A 14,454-nucleotide genomic window follows, 5' to 3' on the forward strand; every position below is an offset into this window, starting at 1 on the left:
TTTCCTGCCAGATCCTTGCTCTTCTGCCATATGCCGTCACTCCCTTGCGTTCCATTGCGCAGAACGCTGATGACTTTTCTCGCCTGTTTCCCACTGCACATCCGCTCCTTTTGCCCAGGAATGGTGGACATCGGGCGTTTTATTTCTTAATCTGTCGATAAATCAGAACGATGTTCTGTCAGGTAGAACTATTGTGGCTTCCGAGACTGCAATGGCCAATAAAAACAAAGAGGAATTCCTATGTTGCGTTTGAGTAAGCGTTACGCGCTCGGGCTGAGCGTTCTTTTGATCGCGGGCAGCTTGCAGGCCGAGCCGCGTCGTCCGGAATGCATCGCGCCTTCCAGCCCGGGTGGCGCGTTCGACCTGACGTGCAAGCTGGCGCAAAGCGGCCTCAAGGACATCGAATTGCTCAAGTCGCCGATGCGCGTCACCTACATGCCTGGCGGCATCGGTGCGGTGGCCTACAACACCATGGTCGCGCAGCGTCCTGCCGATGCCGGCGCTATCGTGGCTTTCTCCAGCGGTTCGCTGCTCAATCTGGCGCAGGGCAAGTTCGGTCGTTATGACGAGAGTGATGTGCGCTGGCTGGCCGCCGTGGGTGCCAGTTACGGCGTCATCGCCGTACGCAAGGATTCTCCTTACCAGAATCTCGGCGACCTGATCGCTGCCCTCAAGGAAAACCCGGCCGTCACGCCGCTCGGTGCAGCCGGCACGGTTGGCAGCCAGCACTGGATGCAGGCCGCGTTGCTCAGCCGCGAAGGCGGCATCGACCCGCGCAAGCTGCGTTATGTCGGTTTCGACACCAATGGCGATGTGTTCACCGCATTGCTCGGCGGACACGTCGGGGTGATCAGCGGCGATATCGCCGTGGCCGCGCCTTATGTCGAGGCGGGTGATGTGCGCGTGCTGGCGCTACTGGCCGACGAACGTCTGGACGGCAAGCTGGCTGAAATCCCCACTGCAAAAGAGCAGGGCTATGACGTTTCCTGGCCGGTGATTCGCGGCTTCTTCATGGGCCCGAAAGTGAAGGATGAGGATTACGCCTGGTGGCTCGCCTCCTTCGACAAGCTGATGCAGACCGAAGAGTTCGCCCGCCTGCGCGACCAGCGGGAAATGTACGCCTTCTCCATGACCGGCGAAGAACTGGGCGAGTACGTGAAGAGGCAGGTGGCCGAGTACAAGCGACTGGCCAGCGACTTTGGCCTGGTGCAGTAAGAGAGGCCACGGCGACGCTGGCTGATTCGATTTCCGAAGGGAATCGAATGATGAATATTCGGTAATGGACGCTATCGGTCTCAGCCGCGAACATCCCCGCCGTCATCAGGCCGATGACGGCTGCATACGCATCACTCGATAACAACAAGGAGGCAGTCGATGCCCGTTTTCCGTTCCGCGCCGCTGGCTGCGGCAATCTGCACTTCGTTGCCTCTGCTGGTTTGCAGCCTGGGCAGCCAGGCCGCTTTCGTCGAGGACAGCTCGGCCAGGCTGGATCTGCGCAATTTCTATCTCAATCGCGACTTTCGTGACGGCAGCGGCCAGTCCAAGCGCGAGGAGTGGGCTCAGGGATTCATCCTGGACATGCGCTCCGGGTATACCGACGGCACCCTGGGCTTCGGTGTGGATGCCCTGGGCATGCTCGGGCTCAAGCTCGATTCGGGTCGTGGCCGCACGGGTACCGGGCTGTTGCCCACTCACGATGACGGCCGTGCCGCGGACGAGTATTCCAAGCTCGGGTTGACCGCCAAGGTGCGCGTGTCCGCGAGCGAGCTGAAGGTCGGTACGCTGATTCCCAGGTTGCCCACCGTGCGGCCCAACGATGGCCGCATCCTGCCGCAGGTGTTTCGTGGCGGGCAACTGACCGCCAACGAGCTGGAGGGTCTGACCCTCAATCTCGGTCGCCTGGAACGGGTCACTGCGCGGGAGGCCAGTCATTCCGAGCGCCTGGCACTGAACAACAAGAACCGCCGTTTCAGCGGTGGTGCGGCGGAATCGGCACATTTCGATTTCGCCGGTGCCGATTACCGTTTCACGCCGGCGCTGACCGGCAGCTACCACTTCGGTCAGTTGGACGATGTGTACAACCAGCACTTCCTCGGCCTGCAGCATTCGCTGCCGCTGGGCGAGGGCGAGCTGAAGACCGACCTGCGCCTGTCCATCAGTGACGACCAGGGCCGCGCCCTCGGTGGCGAGGTCGACAATCGCGCGCTCAATGGCATGCTCACCTACAGCCAGGCCGGACACAGCATCGGTGCCGGTTACCAGCGCATGTTCGGCGATACCGGTTTCGCCTATATCGACGGCTCCGACCCCTACCTGGTCAACTTCCTCCAGCTCAACGATTTCGCCCAGGCCGAAGAACGCTCCTGGCAGGCGCGCTACGACTACGATTTCAGCGCCCTGGGCGTACCGGGGCTGACCTTCATGACCCGCTATGTCAGCGGTTCCCATGCCCAGGTCACCGGCAGCAGCCAGACCGGTCGTGAGTGGGAGCGCAACATCGACGTGCAATACAAGGTGCAGAGCGGTGCGCTGAAGAACGTCGGCGTGCGCTGGCGCCATGCCAGCCACCGCGCCAACTTCACCCGCGGCGCGGACGAGCATCGTCTGATCGTCAGCTACAGCCTGCCGATCTGGTAACCAGCGAACCTGGCCGCCGTGGGCGGCCTTCTTGCAGCGGAACGCGCAAGCCACGTCCGCGAGGGGTGTTTCATGTATCAACGCATCTTCGGGGCGATCCTGCTGGCGATCTGCATCGGCCTGGTCGTCGTCGCCTGGGGTTACCAGGCACCGTTTTCCTATGAGCCGGTCGGGCCGCGGGCGTATCCGCTGCTGTTGCTGGTGCTGATCATCGCGGGGGCGCTGTACCTGCTGTTCAAGCCGGCCTCGATAAGCCTGGCGCCAGTGCCCGGTCATGATGAAGAGGTGCCGCTGGATCGGCCCATGCTGATCAAGGTGTGCGCCTGTGTCGGGTTGCTGCTGGTGTATGCCGCGCTGTTCGAAAGGCTGGGTTTCGTGCTCAGCACCACGCTGTTCGGCTTCTTCATCGCCCGCCTGTATGGCGCTCGCTGGTGGCAATGCGCGGTGATCGGCGTGGTCGCCTCGATCGGCCTCTATCTGCTGTTCGATTACGCGCTGGACGTGCCCCTGCCCTTGGGCGTTCTGGAACTCCTGGAGAACTGATCGATGGAAACTCTTAGCTATCTGGGGCAGGGCTTCGGCGTTGCGCTCACGCCTTACAACCTGTTCACCGCGCTATGCGGCACCCTGATCGGCACCGTGGTCGGCCTGTTGCCTGGCCTGGGCCCGATCAACGGCGTGGCGCTGCTGATTCCCATCGCCTTCGCCCTCGGCCTGCCGCCGGAGAGCGCGCTGATCCTGCTCGCCGCGGTGTACCTGGGTTGCGAATACGGCGGCCGTATCTCCTCGATCCTGCTGAACATTCCCGGCGAAGCCTCGGCCGTGATGACCACCCTCGACGGCTACCCGCTGGCGCGTCAGGGCAAGGCGGGCGTAGCGCTGTCGATCTCCGCCTGGAGCTCGTTCGTCGGCGGCCTGATGGCCACCTGCGGCGTGGTGATCTTCGCCCCGCTGCTGGCCAGTTGGGCGGTCGCCTTCGGCCCGGCGGAGTACTTCGTGCTGATGGTCTTCGCCATCGTCTGCCTGGCCGGCATGGCCGGCAACAAGCCAATGAAGACCGCCATCGCCGCGCTGATCGGCCTGCTGCTGTCGTGCATCGGCATCGACTCCAACAGTGGCGTGTACCGCTTCACCTTCGGCAGCCTGGGCCTGGCCGATGGCATCCAGTTCGTGGTGCTGGTACTTGGCCTGTTCTCGGTCAGCGAGATCCTCGTGTTGCTTGAACGCACGCACAACGGCCAGAAGGCCATCGAGGCTGGCGGGCGCATGCTGTTCAACTTCAAGGAGGGTGCGCAGGTTTTGGCGACCAACCTGCGCACCGGTGCCCTGGGCTTCTTCCTCGGCATCCTGCCTGGTGCTGGCGCGACCCTGGCCAGCGCCGTGGCGTACATGAGCGAAAAACGCCTGGCCACCAAGGACAACAAATTCGGTGAAGGCGACCTGCGCGGCCTGGCCGCTCCGGAAACCGCCAACAGCGCTTCGGCCTGCGGTTCCATGGTGCCGATGCTGACCCTTGGCGTGCCCGGCTCCGGTACCACCGCGGTAATGCTCGGTGCCCTGACCCTGTACAACATCACGCCCGGTCCACTGCTGTTCCAGAACCAGCCGGACATCGTCTGGGGCCTGATCGCCTCGCTGTTCGTCGCCAACCTGATGCTGATCGTGATCAACGTGCCGATGATCAAGATCTTCACCAAGATCCTCGCCGTGCCGTACTGGGCGCTGGTGCCGGTGATCGCCATCATCACTTCGATCGGCGTCTACGCCGTGCACGCCACCACCTTCGACCTGTTCCTGATGATCGGTATCGGTGTGGTCGGCTACATCCTGCGCAAGATGGACTTCCCGCTGTCGGCGATCCTGCTGGGCTTCATCCTCGGCGGGCTGATGGAGCAGAACCTGCGCCGGGCGCTGTCGATCTCCAATGGCGAGCTGAGCATTCTGTTCTCCAGCCCGATCACCTGGGTGGTCTGGGTGCTGATCGCCGGGATGATCCTGTTCCCGATCTGGCGAACCCTGCGTCGTCGCCGCGAGGTACGCCGCGCCCTGGCTGCGGCCGAGTAACGGCATGCGTGGATCGCGCTGGTACGCCACGCCCTTCGTCGGCCTGCTCGGCGGCTGGCTGGCAAGCCTGGTCGGCTGGCCGTTGCCGTGGATCGTCGGCGCCATGCTGGCGGTCATCCTGGTGCGCTGCAGTGGCTGGCGCATCGAGGACATCCCCAACGGGCGCAAGTGCGGGCAGTGGCTGATCTCCACCGGCCTGGGCCTGCACTTCACCCGCGAGGTGGTGGAGCAGATCGGCAGTCATGCGCTGGTGATCCTGCTCTGCGCCCTGGCCACGCTGCTGCTGTCGGTGATCGGCGTGGTGATCTTTCGCCGTGGCGGCAACGACCCGGTCACGGCGTACTTCGCCAGCATGCCCGGTGGTGCCAGTGAAATGATCAACCTGGCGGCACGCCACGGCGCTGGCCAACTGGATAGGGTGGCCGCCGGGCAGAGCCTGCGTATGGTGCTGATCGTGCTGTGCATCCCGGCGCTGTTCACCCTGGGTATCCCCACGCCGAGCGCGCCGGCTCCGGCAGCGGTGGACTGGCGCTGGCTGGCTCTGCTGCTACCACTCGGCGCCCTGGTGGCCTGGGCCTGGCAACGCCTGCACCAGCCCAACCCGTGGATGCTCGGGCCGCTGCTGGTCTGCGCCACCTGCGCGGTGTGGATGGATCTGCATATCGGCCTGCCGCCCGGGCTCGGTGAGGCGGGGCAATGGCTGATGGGCTGCTCGCTGGGCAGCTACTTCGATCGCCCGTTCTTCCGCTCGGCGCCGGCCTTCCTGCTGCGCGTGCTGGCGTTCACCGCATTGATGGTGCTCGGCGCCAGTGGCCTGGCCTGGTGCCTGGCGCAGCTCGGCGGCCTGCCGGTGGTCGCGACCATGCTGGGCATGATGCCCGGCGGCATCAGCGAACTGAGCCTGACCGCCGAGGCCCTCAATCAGTCGGTGGCGCTGGTGACCGCCATCCAGGTACTGCGTTTCGTGCTGGTGGTGTTTCTCGCCGAGCGCGTGTTTCGCCTCTGGCGACGCTGGTCGTCGCCGCGACAGGGATGAATCGATCGTGCAGGACGCGCACTCAACCTACAAAAACAACAAGGTGATAGATATGAAATGTCCCGCTTTCCTGCTGGCCCTGTCCTTTTCGCTGGTCGTTGTCGGCGCCCGGGCCGATGAGCCGCGGCGCCCCGAATGCATCGCGCCGAGCAGTCCGGGAGGTGGCTTCGACATCACCTGCAAGCTGCTGCAGGGCGGTTTGAACGAGCAGAAACTGCTCAAGAGCCCGATGCGCGTGACCTATATGCCGGGCGGCCTCGGTGCCGTGGCCTACAACGTGATCGCCGGGCAGAAGAAAGCCGATCCAGGTCTGGTCACGGTGTTCTCCAGCGGCTCGCTGATGAACCTGGCACAAGGCAAATTCGGTCGCTTCGACGAGAGCGCGGTGAGGTGGCTGGCAGCCCTGGGTGTGGACTATGGCCTGGTGGCGGTGCGCGCCGACTCGCGCTTCAAGACCCTCGACGACCTGGCCGCGGCGTTGAAGCAGGATCCGGGCGCGGTGCCGATGGGCGCTGGCGGTACGGTCGGCAGCCACGGCTGGATGCGTGCAGCATTGCTGGCGCGAGAGATCGGGGTGGACGCCAGGGCGTTGCGTTATGTGCCGTTCGAAGGAGGGGCCACCCATTACACGGCGTTGATGGGTGGCCACATCGAAGTGGTCTTCGGCGCCACCAGTGAAGTGGCCGGGCAGATCGAGGCCGGCACGCTGCGGGTACTGGCGGTGCTCGCCGACGAGCGCCTGCCGGGCAAGCTGAGCGATATTCCGACCGCGAAGGAGCAGGGCTACGACGTTTCCTGGCCGGTCATCCGTGGTTTCTACATGGGCCCGGAGGTCAGCGATGAGGCATTCGCCTGGTGGCGGGCTGCGTTCGATCGTCTGTTCGCCTCGGCCGAGTTCAGCCAGCAGGTGGAGCGCCGTGATCTCTATCCACTGGCCATGGCAGGGGACGAGCTGGATGCCTACGTGAAACGCCAGGTCGCCGAATACCGGCAACTGGCCAAGGAATTCGGTCTGGCTGAATGAGCCATCGTTCGCTCAATGCGGCCCGTCGAGGATCTGCGCGCCGCGCTGGCTGAGCAGGCCGAGCAGGTGCTGCGCCGCCGGTGACAGGTAGCCGTCGCGCCGGTACAGGGTGCCGAAACGCCGGTGCATGGTGGTTTTCGCCAATGGCAGTTCCACCAGCGCGTCACCGGCTCTGCCTGGCCCAAGGTTGCGCCGGGAAATGAAACTGAGCAGTTCGGTTTCGGCGATCAGGCGCGGCAGCAGAATGATCGAGTTGGTTTCGATCTGCACGTTGGGCTTGGCCAGGCCGTTCAATTCGAAGGTGCGGTCGAGCCAGTGGCGGGTCGCCACGGTGGGGGCTGGCAGTACCCAGCGATAGTTGCACAGCTGTTGCAGGCTGATCTTGCCGCGGGTCAGGGGATGGCTGCGCGGTGCGATCACCACCACCTCGTCCTCGACGATGGGCTGCGCGGCGAATTCCTCGTTGTCCGGCAGTGGGCCGACGATCAGGTCGAGCTGGCCGCTGCGCAGTGACTCGCGCAACACGTCGTTCATGCCGATGACGATCTCCAGGGTGACCTGCGGCGCCTGGATCAGCAGCTCGCGACACAGATCCGGAAGCAGGTGCTGGGCCACGGTCGCTGCCGCGCCGATGCGCACGTGTCCGGCGATGCCCTGGGCGAAGTCGCGTACCTCGCGGCGGGTTTCCTCCATGGCGTTGCGCAGGTAACGGGCGCGGGCCAACAGCACCTGGCCGACCGCGGTCAGGCGGATGCCGCGGCCGACCCGCTCGAACAGTTCGGCATCGAGCTGTTCCTCCAGACGATGAATGCACTTGGTCAGGGCCGGTTGGGTGACATGCAGGCGTTCCGCGGCCTGGCGCATGTTCTGGTGGTCGGCGATGGCCTCGAAGTAGCGCAGGTCACGTAAATCCATTGATGATCCAAAGTTATTGTTTGATTAGAAATGGAAAATAGACTTCATCATTTTGTCTGTCAATAATCCACCACAGCCAATAACAACAGGGCGCGGCGCATGCCTCATACCATTCTCATCACGGCACCGAAGCTCTCGGCGGCCGGTATCGATCTTCTCGAGCAGGCCGGCTGCCGGCTGTTGTTCGTCTCCGATCAGAACGATTCCACCGCGATCGCCAGGTTGCTGGCCAGCGAACCGGTGGACGCCATCGTTTCCCGCACCATGCGGCTGGACGCGGCGGCCATCGCGCAGTGTCCGAGCCTGAAAGTGATCGCCAAGCACGGCGTCGGGGTGAGCAACATCGATGTCGAGGCCGCCACCGCGCGTGGCGTTCCGGTATTCGTCACGCCGGCGGCTAACGCCCAGTCGGTGGCCGAGCTGAGCATCGGCCTGATGCTGGCTGCGGCACGGCGTATCGCCCGTTTCGACCGCGACCTGCGGGCCGGGCAATGGCTGCGCGCGGGTGATGGCCAGCAACTGGCCGGGCGTACCCTGGGCCTGGTCGGCTTCGGTCAGATCGGCCAGCGCGTGGCGCGGGTGGCCTTGGCGCTGGACATGCGCGTGCAGGCCTTCGACCCTGGCCTGGGCGGCGTCAGCCCGGTGGCTGGCGTGGCGGTTCGCGATTCGCTGGATGCGTTACTGCCCGACTGTCACGTGCTCAGCCTGCACTGTCCGCTGACGGCGGCGACCCGCGGCATGCTCGGGCGGGCGCAGCTGGCACGCCTGCAGCCCGCTGCGCTGGTGATCAATACCGCCCGTGGCGAGCTGATCGACGAGGCGGCGCTGCTCGATGCGCTGGCCAGTGGTCAGGTCGCCGCTGCCGGCCTCGATACCTTCTGCCAGGAGCCCCTGCTTCCCGGTAACCCGTTGTTCGCTCATCCCCATGTGGTCATGACGCCGCATATCGGTGGCTCCACGCCCGATGCCCTGGCCGCCATGGCGGCGGGCGCGGCCCGTCACGTGCTCGCCTGGCTGAACGGCGAGTCGCCGCTGCGCAGCGCCTGTATCAACCCCCACGTCTTGCCCCAAGAGGAGTTCGTATCATGAATCACGCTACCCCTGCCTGGCCCGCCGGCTTCGCCGTCAATCCACGTGCCGCGTCGCCCGACCGCGAGCTGGTCGAGGCCTTTCGCCGGGTGCCGGTCGCCCATGCCAGTGACTGCATGGGCCGTACGGTCGGCGGCCTCGGCCTGCGCGCCTACCACGGCTCGCTGGATATGGTGATGTGCGGGCCGGCGGTGACCGTGCGCGTGCGCCCCGGCGACAACCTGATGATCCACAAGGCCATGCTCATGGCCGAGCCAGGCGATGTGATCGTCATCGACGGCGCGGGTGACCTGAGCCAGGCGGTGATCGGCGGCCTGATGCGCACCTCGGCGCTGACCAGGCGCCTCGGCGGTTTCGTGGTCAACGGCGTGATTCGCGACGTGGCCGAGTGGGCCGAAGGCGAGATCCCGGTCTACGCCCTGGGCCATGTGCATCGTGGGCCGAGCAAGGAGGGGCCGGGTGAAGTCAACGTGCCGGTGTCCTGCGCCGGTCTGATGGTGGCGCCGGGCGACCTGATTCTCGGCGACGCCGATGGTGTGGTGGCGATTCCCGCTGCGCGCCTGCACAGCCTGCTGCCCGAAGTGCGCGCTCATGCCGACAAGGAGGAGCGCATCCGCCTGACCAACCAGCAGGGCAATGCCGATCCGGAACGTTTCAACGCGCTGCTGCGCGCCAAGGGCTGCCCGGTCTGACGTCATCGCTCTGCCGCTGCACCGCTCCGTCCCAATAAAAACAATGGAGAATCCCCATGTTCACTCGTCTTTCGAGAACCCTGATCGTGGCCGCGCTGCTGGTCGGTACCGGCCTGGCCCATGCCGAACCGCGACGCCCGGAATGCGTCGCGCCGTCCAAGCCGGGCGGCGGTTTCGACATGACCTGCAAGCTGGCGCAGATTGGCCTGAAGGATCAGGGCATGCTGAAGAAACCCATGCGCGTGGTGTACATGCCGGGCGGCATCGGCGCGGTGGCCTACAACATGGTGGTGGCGCAGAAGCCGAGCGCGGGTGACATGATCACCGTGTTCTCCAGCGGCTCGCTACTCAACATCGCCCAGGGCAAGTTCGGCCAGTACGACCAGCATGACGTGAAGTGGCTGGCCGCGCTGGGCGCCACCTACGGGGCCATCGTGGTGCGATCCGACTCGCCGTATCAGACCCTGGAGGATCTGCTGGCCGATCTGCGCAAGGATCCCAAGGGCCTGGCGGTTGGCGGCAATGGTACGGTCGGCAGCCAGTTGTGGATGCAGGCGGCATTGCTGATGCGCGAGGCGCAGGTCAATCCGCGTGAGCTGCGTTATGTCGGTTTCGATGCCATGGGCGATGTGTTCACCGCCTTGCTCGGCGGCCATGTACAGGTCATCAGCACCGATATCAGCGTGGCCGCCAACTACGTCGAGTCCGGTGATGTGCGGGTGCTGGCGGTGCTCGCCGACGAGCGTATGGGCGACAAGCTGGCCTCGATTCCCACGGCCAGGGAGCAGGGCTACGACGTCAGTTGGCCGATGATCCGTGGGGTGTACACCGGGCCGCAGGTCAAGCCGGAGGATTATGACTGGTGGAAATCGTCCTTCGATGCGCTGGCCAAGACCGATGATTTCGAACGCCTGGTGCGGCGTAGTGACCTGTTTCCCTTCTACCTGGCTGGTGACGAGTTGAGCGAGTACGTCGACAAGGAAGTCGAGCGTTACCGCCAACTGGCCGCCGAGTTCGGCCTGGCCGAATAGCCGATCCCGTGGCCGGCAAGGTGTCGGCCTTCACTCAACCTGATACTGGTGACCCATGGTGTCTGCATCCCACTGCATCGGACACGCGCAGTTGCTCGCCCGCGTGACGGAAATCTTCGCCGGTTATGTTCCCCCGGAGCATGCCGCTTTCATCGCCCATTGCCTGGTCGAAGCCGAGGCGCGGGGCGTGGCTTCCCACGGTATTGGCCGCATTCCGGTATACACCAGGCGCCTGCGTCTGGGCCTGGTGAATACCGAGCCGAACCTGCGGGTCAGTGGTGATGAAGGTGCCACTGCCCATGTCGATGGCGACAACGGCATGGGCTATGTGGTCGCGCACCGCGCCATGCAGGTGGCGATCGAGCGTGCCACTCGCCATGGCGTGAGCCTGGTGCTGGCTTCCAACAGCAACCATTTCGGCATGTCCGCCTGCTATCTGCAGATGGCCATCGATCAGGGGCTCGGAGCCATGGTGTTGACCAATGCGCCACCCTTGATGCCCGTGTGGGGCGGGCGCAGTCCGTTTCTCGGCACCAGCCCGTTCGCCCTCGGCATGCCGGGAGGCGCTACGCCGTTGAAACTGGATATGGCCACCTCGGTGGTCGCGTTCGGCAAGCTGCGCCGGGCTGCGCGCCTGGGTGAGCCGATACCGGAAGGCTGGGCGCTGGACAGCGAAGGGCGTTCGACCACCGATGCCGAGCAGGCGATCAAGGGCGTGGTGTTGCCGATGGCCGGGCCCAAGGGCTCGGGCATGGCGCTGCTGATGGAAGCCTTGGCCGGCGTGATGTCGGGGGCGGCGTTCGGCGGCGAGGTGCGCAACCAGAACAGCGATTTCAGCGCGCCGCAGAATGTCGGACACACCTTCCTGGTGTTCCGTACCGACCTGTTCCAGCCGGCTGCCGACTACGCGAGCAAGATGGACGAGCTGGTTGGCCGGGCCAAGGCCTCGCCTCTGGCGGAAGGCTTCGATGAAGTGCTGATGCCGGGAGAACGCGAAGACCGCTTGTGCCAGCAGGCGCTGCGCGATGGCCTGGTGATTGGCAGCGCCGATCTGCGGATGCTCGATGAGGAGCGTGAGTTGGCCAGCGCACACGCCTGAACCGCATCACTCGTTGGCGATCTGCCGAGTCAGGCGGGTCGCCTCTTCCTTCAGGCGCTCTACGGCCCGCGCCTGGAAAGCCTCGTCGAAACGGCTCTTGAGGCCGGACACCGACAGCGCGCCGCGCAACGAACCATCGGGCAGGCACAACGGCACCGCGATGGCTGCCACGTCCGGCGCTCGCTCCCCAAGCGACAGGTGATAACCGCGCTGGCGAATCAGCTCCATCACCTCGCCCTGCTCGCCGGCAAAGGCCAGCAGTACCTGGCCGGCAGCGCCGCGCTGCAGCGGCAGGCGCACGCCTTCCTCCAGGTGATGGCGGATTTCCTGGTTGGAGTTCTGCCGCAGCAGACAGACCCGCACATCTCCCTCGCGCACATAGAAGGACGCCGTCTCGTTGAGCTCCTCGGCCAACTGTCGCAGCGACGGTCGGATCAGGTCGCCAAGTTCACGGCGATACAGCGAACCGAGCTGGCCGATGGTCGGGCCCAGGCGAAAGGCGCCGTGCTCGTCGCGCACCAGGTAACCGAAGTGCTCCAGCGAACCGCACAGGCGCAGGATGGTGCTCTTGTACAGGCCGGTCTTCTCGGCCAGGTCACGCAGGTTGAGGCGGCTCGGGCCATTGGCGAAGGCGCCGACGATCGACAGGGCGCGATCGACGGCTTCGACTCGATTCTTGGTCATGGGGCATTCCTGTGCGGGCGAATCCGGCCATTCTAATCCAGCTGATGGGACGAACCGCAGCGATGCGTTGAAAGCGAGGCGATATTCTATATAATAGAAAGATGTTCTATCTAGTAGAATAAAATCTCTCAAAATAAGGAGCTCGTCAGCATGATCAGCCCACTGAAAGGCATTCGTGTGCTGGATCTGACCAACGTACTGGCCGGTCCATTCTGCTGCCATCAACTGGCCCATATGGGCGCTGACGTGATCAAGGTCGAGGTGCCCGGCAGCGGCGACCTGGCCCGCCAACTGGGAGCCGATGCCGAGCTCAACCAGAAATTCATGGGTGTTTCCTTCCTGGCGCAGAACCCCGGCAAGCGTTCACTGACCCTGAATCTGAAGAACGCCGAGGCCCGCGAGGTATTCCTCAAGCTGGTCGCCAGCGCCGACGTGCTGGTGGAAAACTTCCGCCCCGGTGTGATGACGCGCCTGGGGCTGGGCTACGAAACGCTCAAGGCGGTCAATCCCAAGCTGATCTATTGCGCCATTTCCGGTTTCGGCCAAGATGGCCCACTGCACGATCTGCCGGCCTACGATCAGATCATCCAGGGTATGTCCGGGGTGATGAGCATCACCGGCGCGCCGGAAAACGCGCCGTATCGGGTGGGTTATCCGATCTCCGATACCGTCGGTGGCATCACCGCCGCCTTCGCCATTACCAGTGTGCTGGCCGACCGTCAGCGCAGCGAAGGCTGCTTCCTCGATATTTCCATGCTCGAAGCGTCCCTGGCCACCATGGGCTGGGCGGTGTCGAACTTCCTGGTCGCCGGTCGTGTACCTCAGCCGATGGGCAACGACAACGTCACCGCCAGCCCGTCGGGCACCTTCCGCACGGCCAGCGGGCCGCTGAATATCGCCGCCAACAAACAGGAACAGTTCGAGGCGGTGTGCCGGGTCGTGGGGCGCGAGGAACTGATCGCCGATCCGCGTTTTGCCAAGCGCCAGGCTCGCCTGCAGCACCGTGATGAGCTGACCCGGCTGCTGGAGGAGGCGTTGTCGACCCGCCCGGCGGACGAATGGTGGGCCTTGTTGGTGGCGGCGGGCGTGCCGTCCGGGCCGGTGTACCAGGTGCCTGAGGTGCTCGAGCATCCACAGATTCGTGACCGCGGCATGATTGCCCACTTCGAGCGGGTGCCTGGTGTCGAGCGCCCGGTCAGCCTGCTGCGTACCGGTATCAAGATCAACCACCAGGCGCCGTCGGTGAGCACTCCGCCGCCGCAGCTCGGTGAACACACCGACAGCATCCTGGCCGAACTCGGCTACAGCGATGAGCAGATCCACAGCCTGCGCGAGGAGCACGCACTATGACCGACGCCAACGACGGACGCCGCCTGAGCGAACAATGGTGGACGACCTCCATTATCCAGATGCAGCCGGGCGAGATCCGCTACCGCGGTTACGCCATCGAAGAACTGATCGGCAATGTCGGTTTCGCGCAGATGATCTGGCTGATGCTGCGTGGCGAGCTGCCCAGCGTCGCCCAGGGCCGCCTGCTGGAAACCGCGTTGATGTCGGCTGTCGACCACGGCCCGCAGGCACCGAGCATCGCCATCGCGCGCATGGCCACGACCTGCGGCGTCGGCCTCAACAGCGCCATGGCGTCGGCGCTGAACGTGCTTGGCGACGTGCATGGTGGTGCCGGTGAGCAGGCTGTCGGGTTGTACCTGGACATCGCCGCGCGGATGGAGGCCGGCGACGCCCAGGAACAGGCCACCGATGCCGCCCTCGATGCCTTCATCGCGGCCAATGGCAAGTTCATCCCCGGTTTTGGCCATCGCTTCCATCCTGTCGATCCGCGTTCGGCGCCGCTGCTGGCGGCGGTCGACAAGGCTGCCGCCGAGGGCGTGGTCGGTGGGCGTTTCGCGCAGATCGCGCGGAGCATCGAAGAGCGGCTGCAGGCCCGCAAGGGTAAGCGTATTCCGATGAACATCGACGGCGCCACCGCGGTGATCTACGCCGAGCTGGGCTTTCCGGCACCGCTGGCGCGGGGGCTTTTCTGCCTCTCGCGTTCGGTGGGCATCCTCGCTCACGCCTGGGAGCAGACCCAGCAGGGCGGGCGTAACAAGGGGCCGATCCCGCGTCAGTTCATCTGGGATTACGACGGCCAGGCACCGCGCCCGGTACCTGCTCAGGAGGGCTGA

General features: G+C 64.9%; 14 protein-coding genes. 12 read left to right on the forward strand and 2 right to left on the reverse strand.

Annotated features, from left to right (window positions below; genetic code table 11):
• Nucleotides 1-240 precede the first annotated feature (240 nt).
• The 6 genes from DNK06_RS10340 to DNK06_RS10365 all read left to right on the forward strand — a co-directional run bounded on the left by DNK06_RS10340 (nt 241) and on the right by DNK06_RS10365 (nt 6,761).
• Nucleotides 241-1,215: a Bug family tripartite tricarboxylate transporter substrate binding protein gene (locus tag DNK06_RS10340; RefSeq protein WP_131179950.1), complete on the forward strand. Its 975-nt coding sequence runs from the start codon at nt 241-243 to the stop codon at nt 1,213-1,215.
• Nucleotides 1,216-1,374: 159 nt separating this feature from the next.
• Entirely contained in the window at nt 1,375-2,637 is a 1,263-nt protein-coding gene (locus DNK06_RS10345) for an OprD family porin (protein WP_131179951.1), read from the forward strand.
• A gap of 72 nt (nt 2,638-2,709) precedes the next feature.
• A complete protein-coding gene (locus DNK06_RS10350; RefSeq protein ID WP_131179952.1) occupies nt 2,710-3,180 on the forward strand; it encodes a tripartite tricarboxylate transporter TctB family protein in 471 nt (156 codons plus the stop codon).
• 3 nt (nt 3,181-3,183) lie between these two features.
• Nucleotides 3,184-4,701, forward strand: a complete 1,518-nt coding sequence (locus tag DNK06_RS10355; protein ID WP_131179953.1) for a tripartite tricarboxylate transporter permease — start codon at nt 3,184-3,186, stop codon at nt 4,699-4,701.
• 4 nt (nt 4,702-4,705) lie between these two features.
• The gene (locus tag DNK06_RS10360) at nt 4,706-5,737 is read left to right on the forward strand and encodes an AbrB family transcriptional regulator (protein ID WP_131179954.1); all 1,032 of its coding nucleotides are present in this window, start codon (nt 4,706-4,708) and stop codon (nt 5,735-5,737) included.
• Between the two features lie 52 nt (nt 5,738-5,789).
• Nucleotides 5,790-6,761, forward strand: coding sequence for a Bug family tripartite tricarboxylate transporter substrate binding protein (locus DNK06_RS10365; protein ID WP_131179955.1), 972 nt, complete (start codon nt 5,790-5,792; stop codon nt 6,759-6,761).
• Nucleotides 6,762-6,773: 12 nt separating this feature from the next.
• Here DNK06_RS10365 and DNK06_RS10370 read toward each other — a convergent pair whose 3' ends face one another.
• Nucleotides 6,774-7,676, reverse strand: a complete 903-nt coding sequence (locus DNK06_RS10370; protein ID WP_131179956.1) for a LysR family transcriptional regulator — start codon at nt 7,674-7,676, stop codon at nt 6,774-6,776.
• Between the two features lie 99 nt (nt 7,677-7,775).
• Here DNK06_RS10370 and DNK06_RS10375 point away from each other — a divergent pair, with 99 nt between their 5' ends.
• The 4 genes from DNK06_RS10375 to DNK06_RS10390 are packed head-to-tail and all read left to right on the forward strand — an operon-like array spanning nt 7,776 to nt 11,587.
• Nucleotides 7,776-8,765: a hydroxyacid dehydrogenase gene (locus DNK06_RS10375; RefSeq protein WP_131179957.1), complete on the forward strand. Its 990-nt coding sequence runs from the start codon at nt 7,776-7,778 to the stop codon at nt 8,763-8,765.
• Nucleotides 8,762-9,457: an RraA family protein gene (locus DNK06_RS10380; protein ID WP_131179958.1), complete on the forward strand. Its 696-nt coding sequence runs from the start codon at nt 8,762-8,764 to the stop codon at nt 9,455-9,457. Before DNK06_RS10375 ends, DNK06_RS10380 begins: the two co-directional genes overlap by 4 nt.
• 56 nt (nt 9,458-9,513) lie before the next feature.
• Nucleotides 9,514-10,488 (forward strand): Bug family tripartite tricarboxylate transporter substrate binding protein, encoded by a 975-nt coding sequence (locus tag DNK06_RS10385; protein WP_131179959.1) that lies wholly within the window; start codon nt 9,514-9,516, stop codon nt 10,486-10,488.
• Nucleotides 10,489-10,546: 58 nt separating this feature from the next.
• On the forward strand, nt 10,547-11,587 hold the full coding sequence (locus tag DNK06_RS10390; protein ID WP_207389943.1) for an Ldh family oxidoreductase: 1,041 nt from the start codon (nt 10,547-10,549) through the stop codon (nt 11,585-11,587).
• Between the two features lie 6 nt (nt 11,588-11,593).
• Here the strand turns inward: DNK06_RS10390 and DNK06_RS10395 are convergent, their stop codons facing one another.
• Nucleotides 11,594-12,271, reverse strand: a complete 678-nt coding sequence (locus DNK06_RS10395; RefSeq protein WP_131179961.1) for an IclR family transcriptional regulator — start codon at nt 12,269-12,271, stop codon at nt 11,594-11,596.
• A 150-nt stretch (nt 12,272-12,421) separates the two neighbouring features.
• On the opposite strand from DNK06_RS10395, the gene DNK06_RS10400 reads away from it, so the two are divergent.
• Nucleotides 12,422-13,621: a CaiB/BaiF CoA transferase family protein gene (locus DNK06_RS10400; protein ID WP_131179962.1), complete on the forward strand. Its 1,200-nt coding sequence runs from the start codon at nt 12,422-12,424 to the stop codon at nt 13,619-13,621.
• A complete protein-coding gene (locus DNK06_RS10405; protein WP_131179963.1) occupies nt 13,618-14,454 on the forward strand; it encodes a citryl-CoA lyase in 837 nt (278 codons plus the stop codon). The genes DNK06_RS10400 and DNK06_RS10405 overlap by 4 nt, the downstream gene beginning before the upstream one ends.

Source organism: Phytopseudomonas daroniae, assembly GCF_004327285.1.
Taxonomy (GTDB): domain Bacteria; phylum Pseudomonadota; class Gammaproteobacteria; order Pseudomonadales; family Pseudomonadaceae; genus Aquipseudomonas; species Aquipseudomonas daroniae.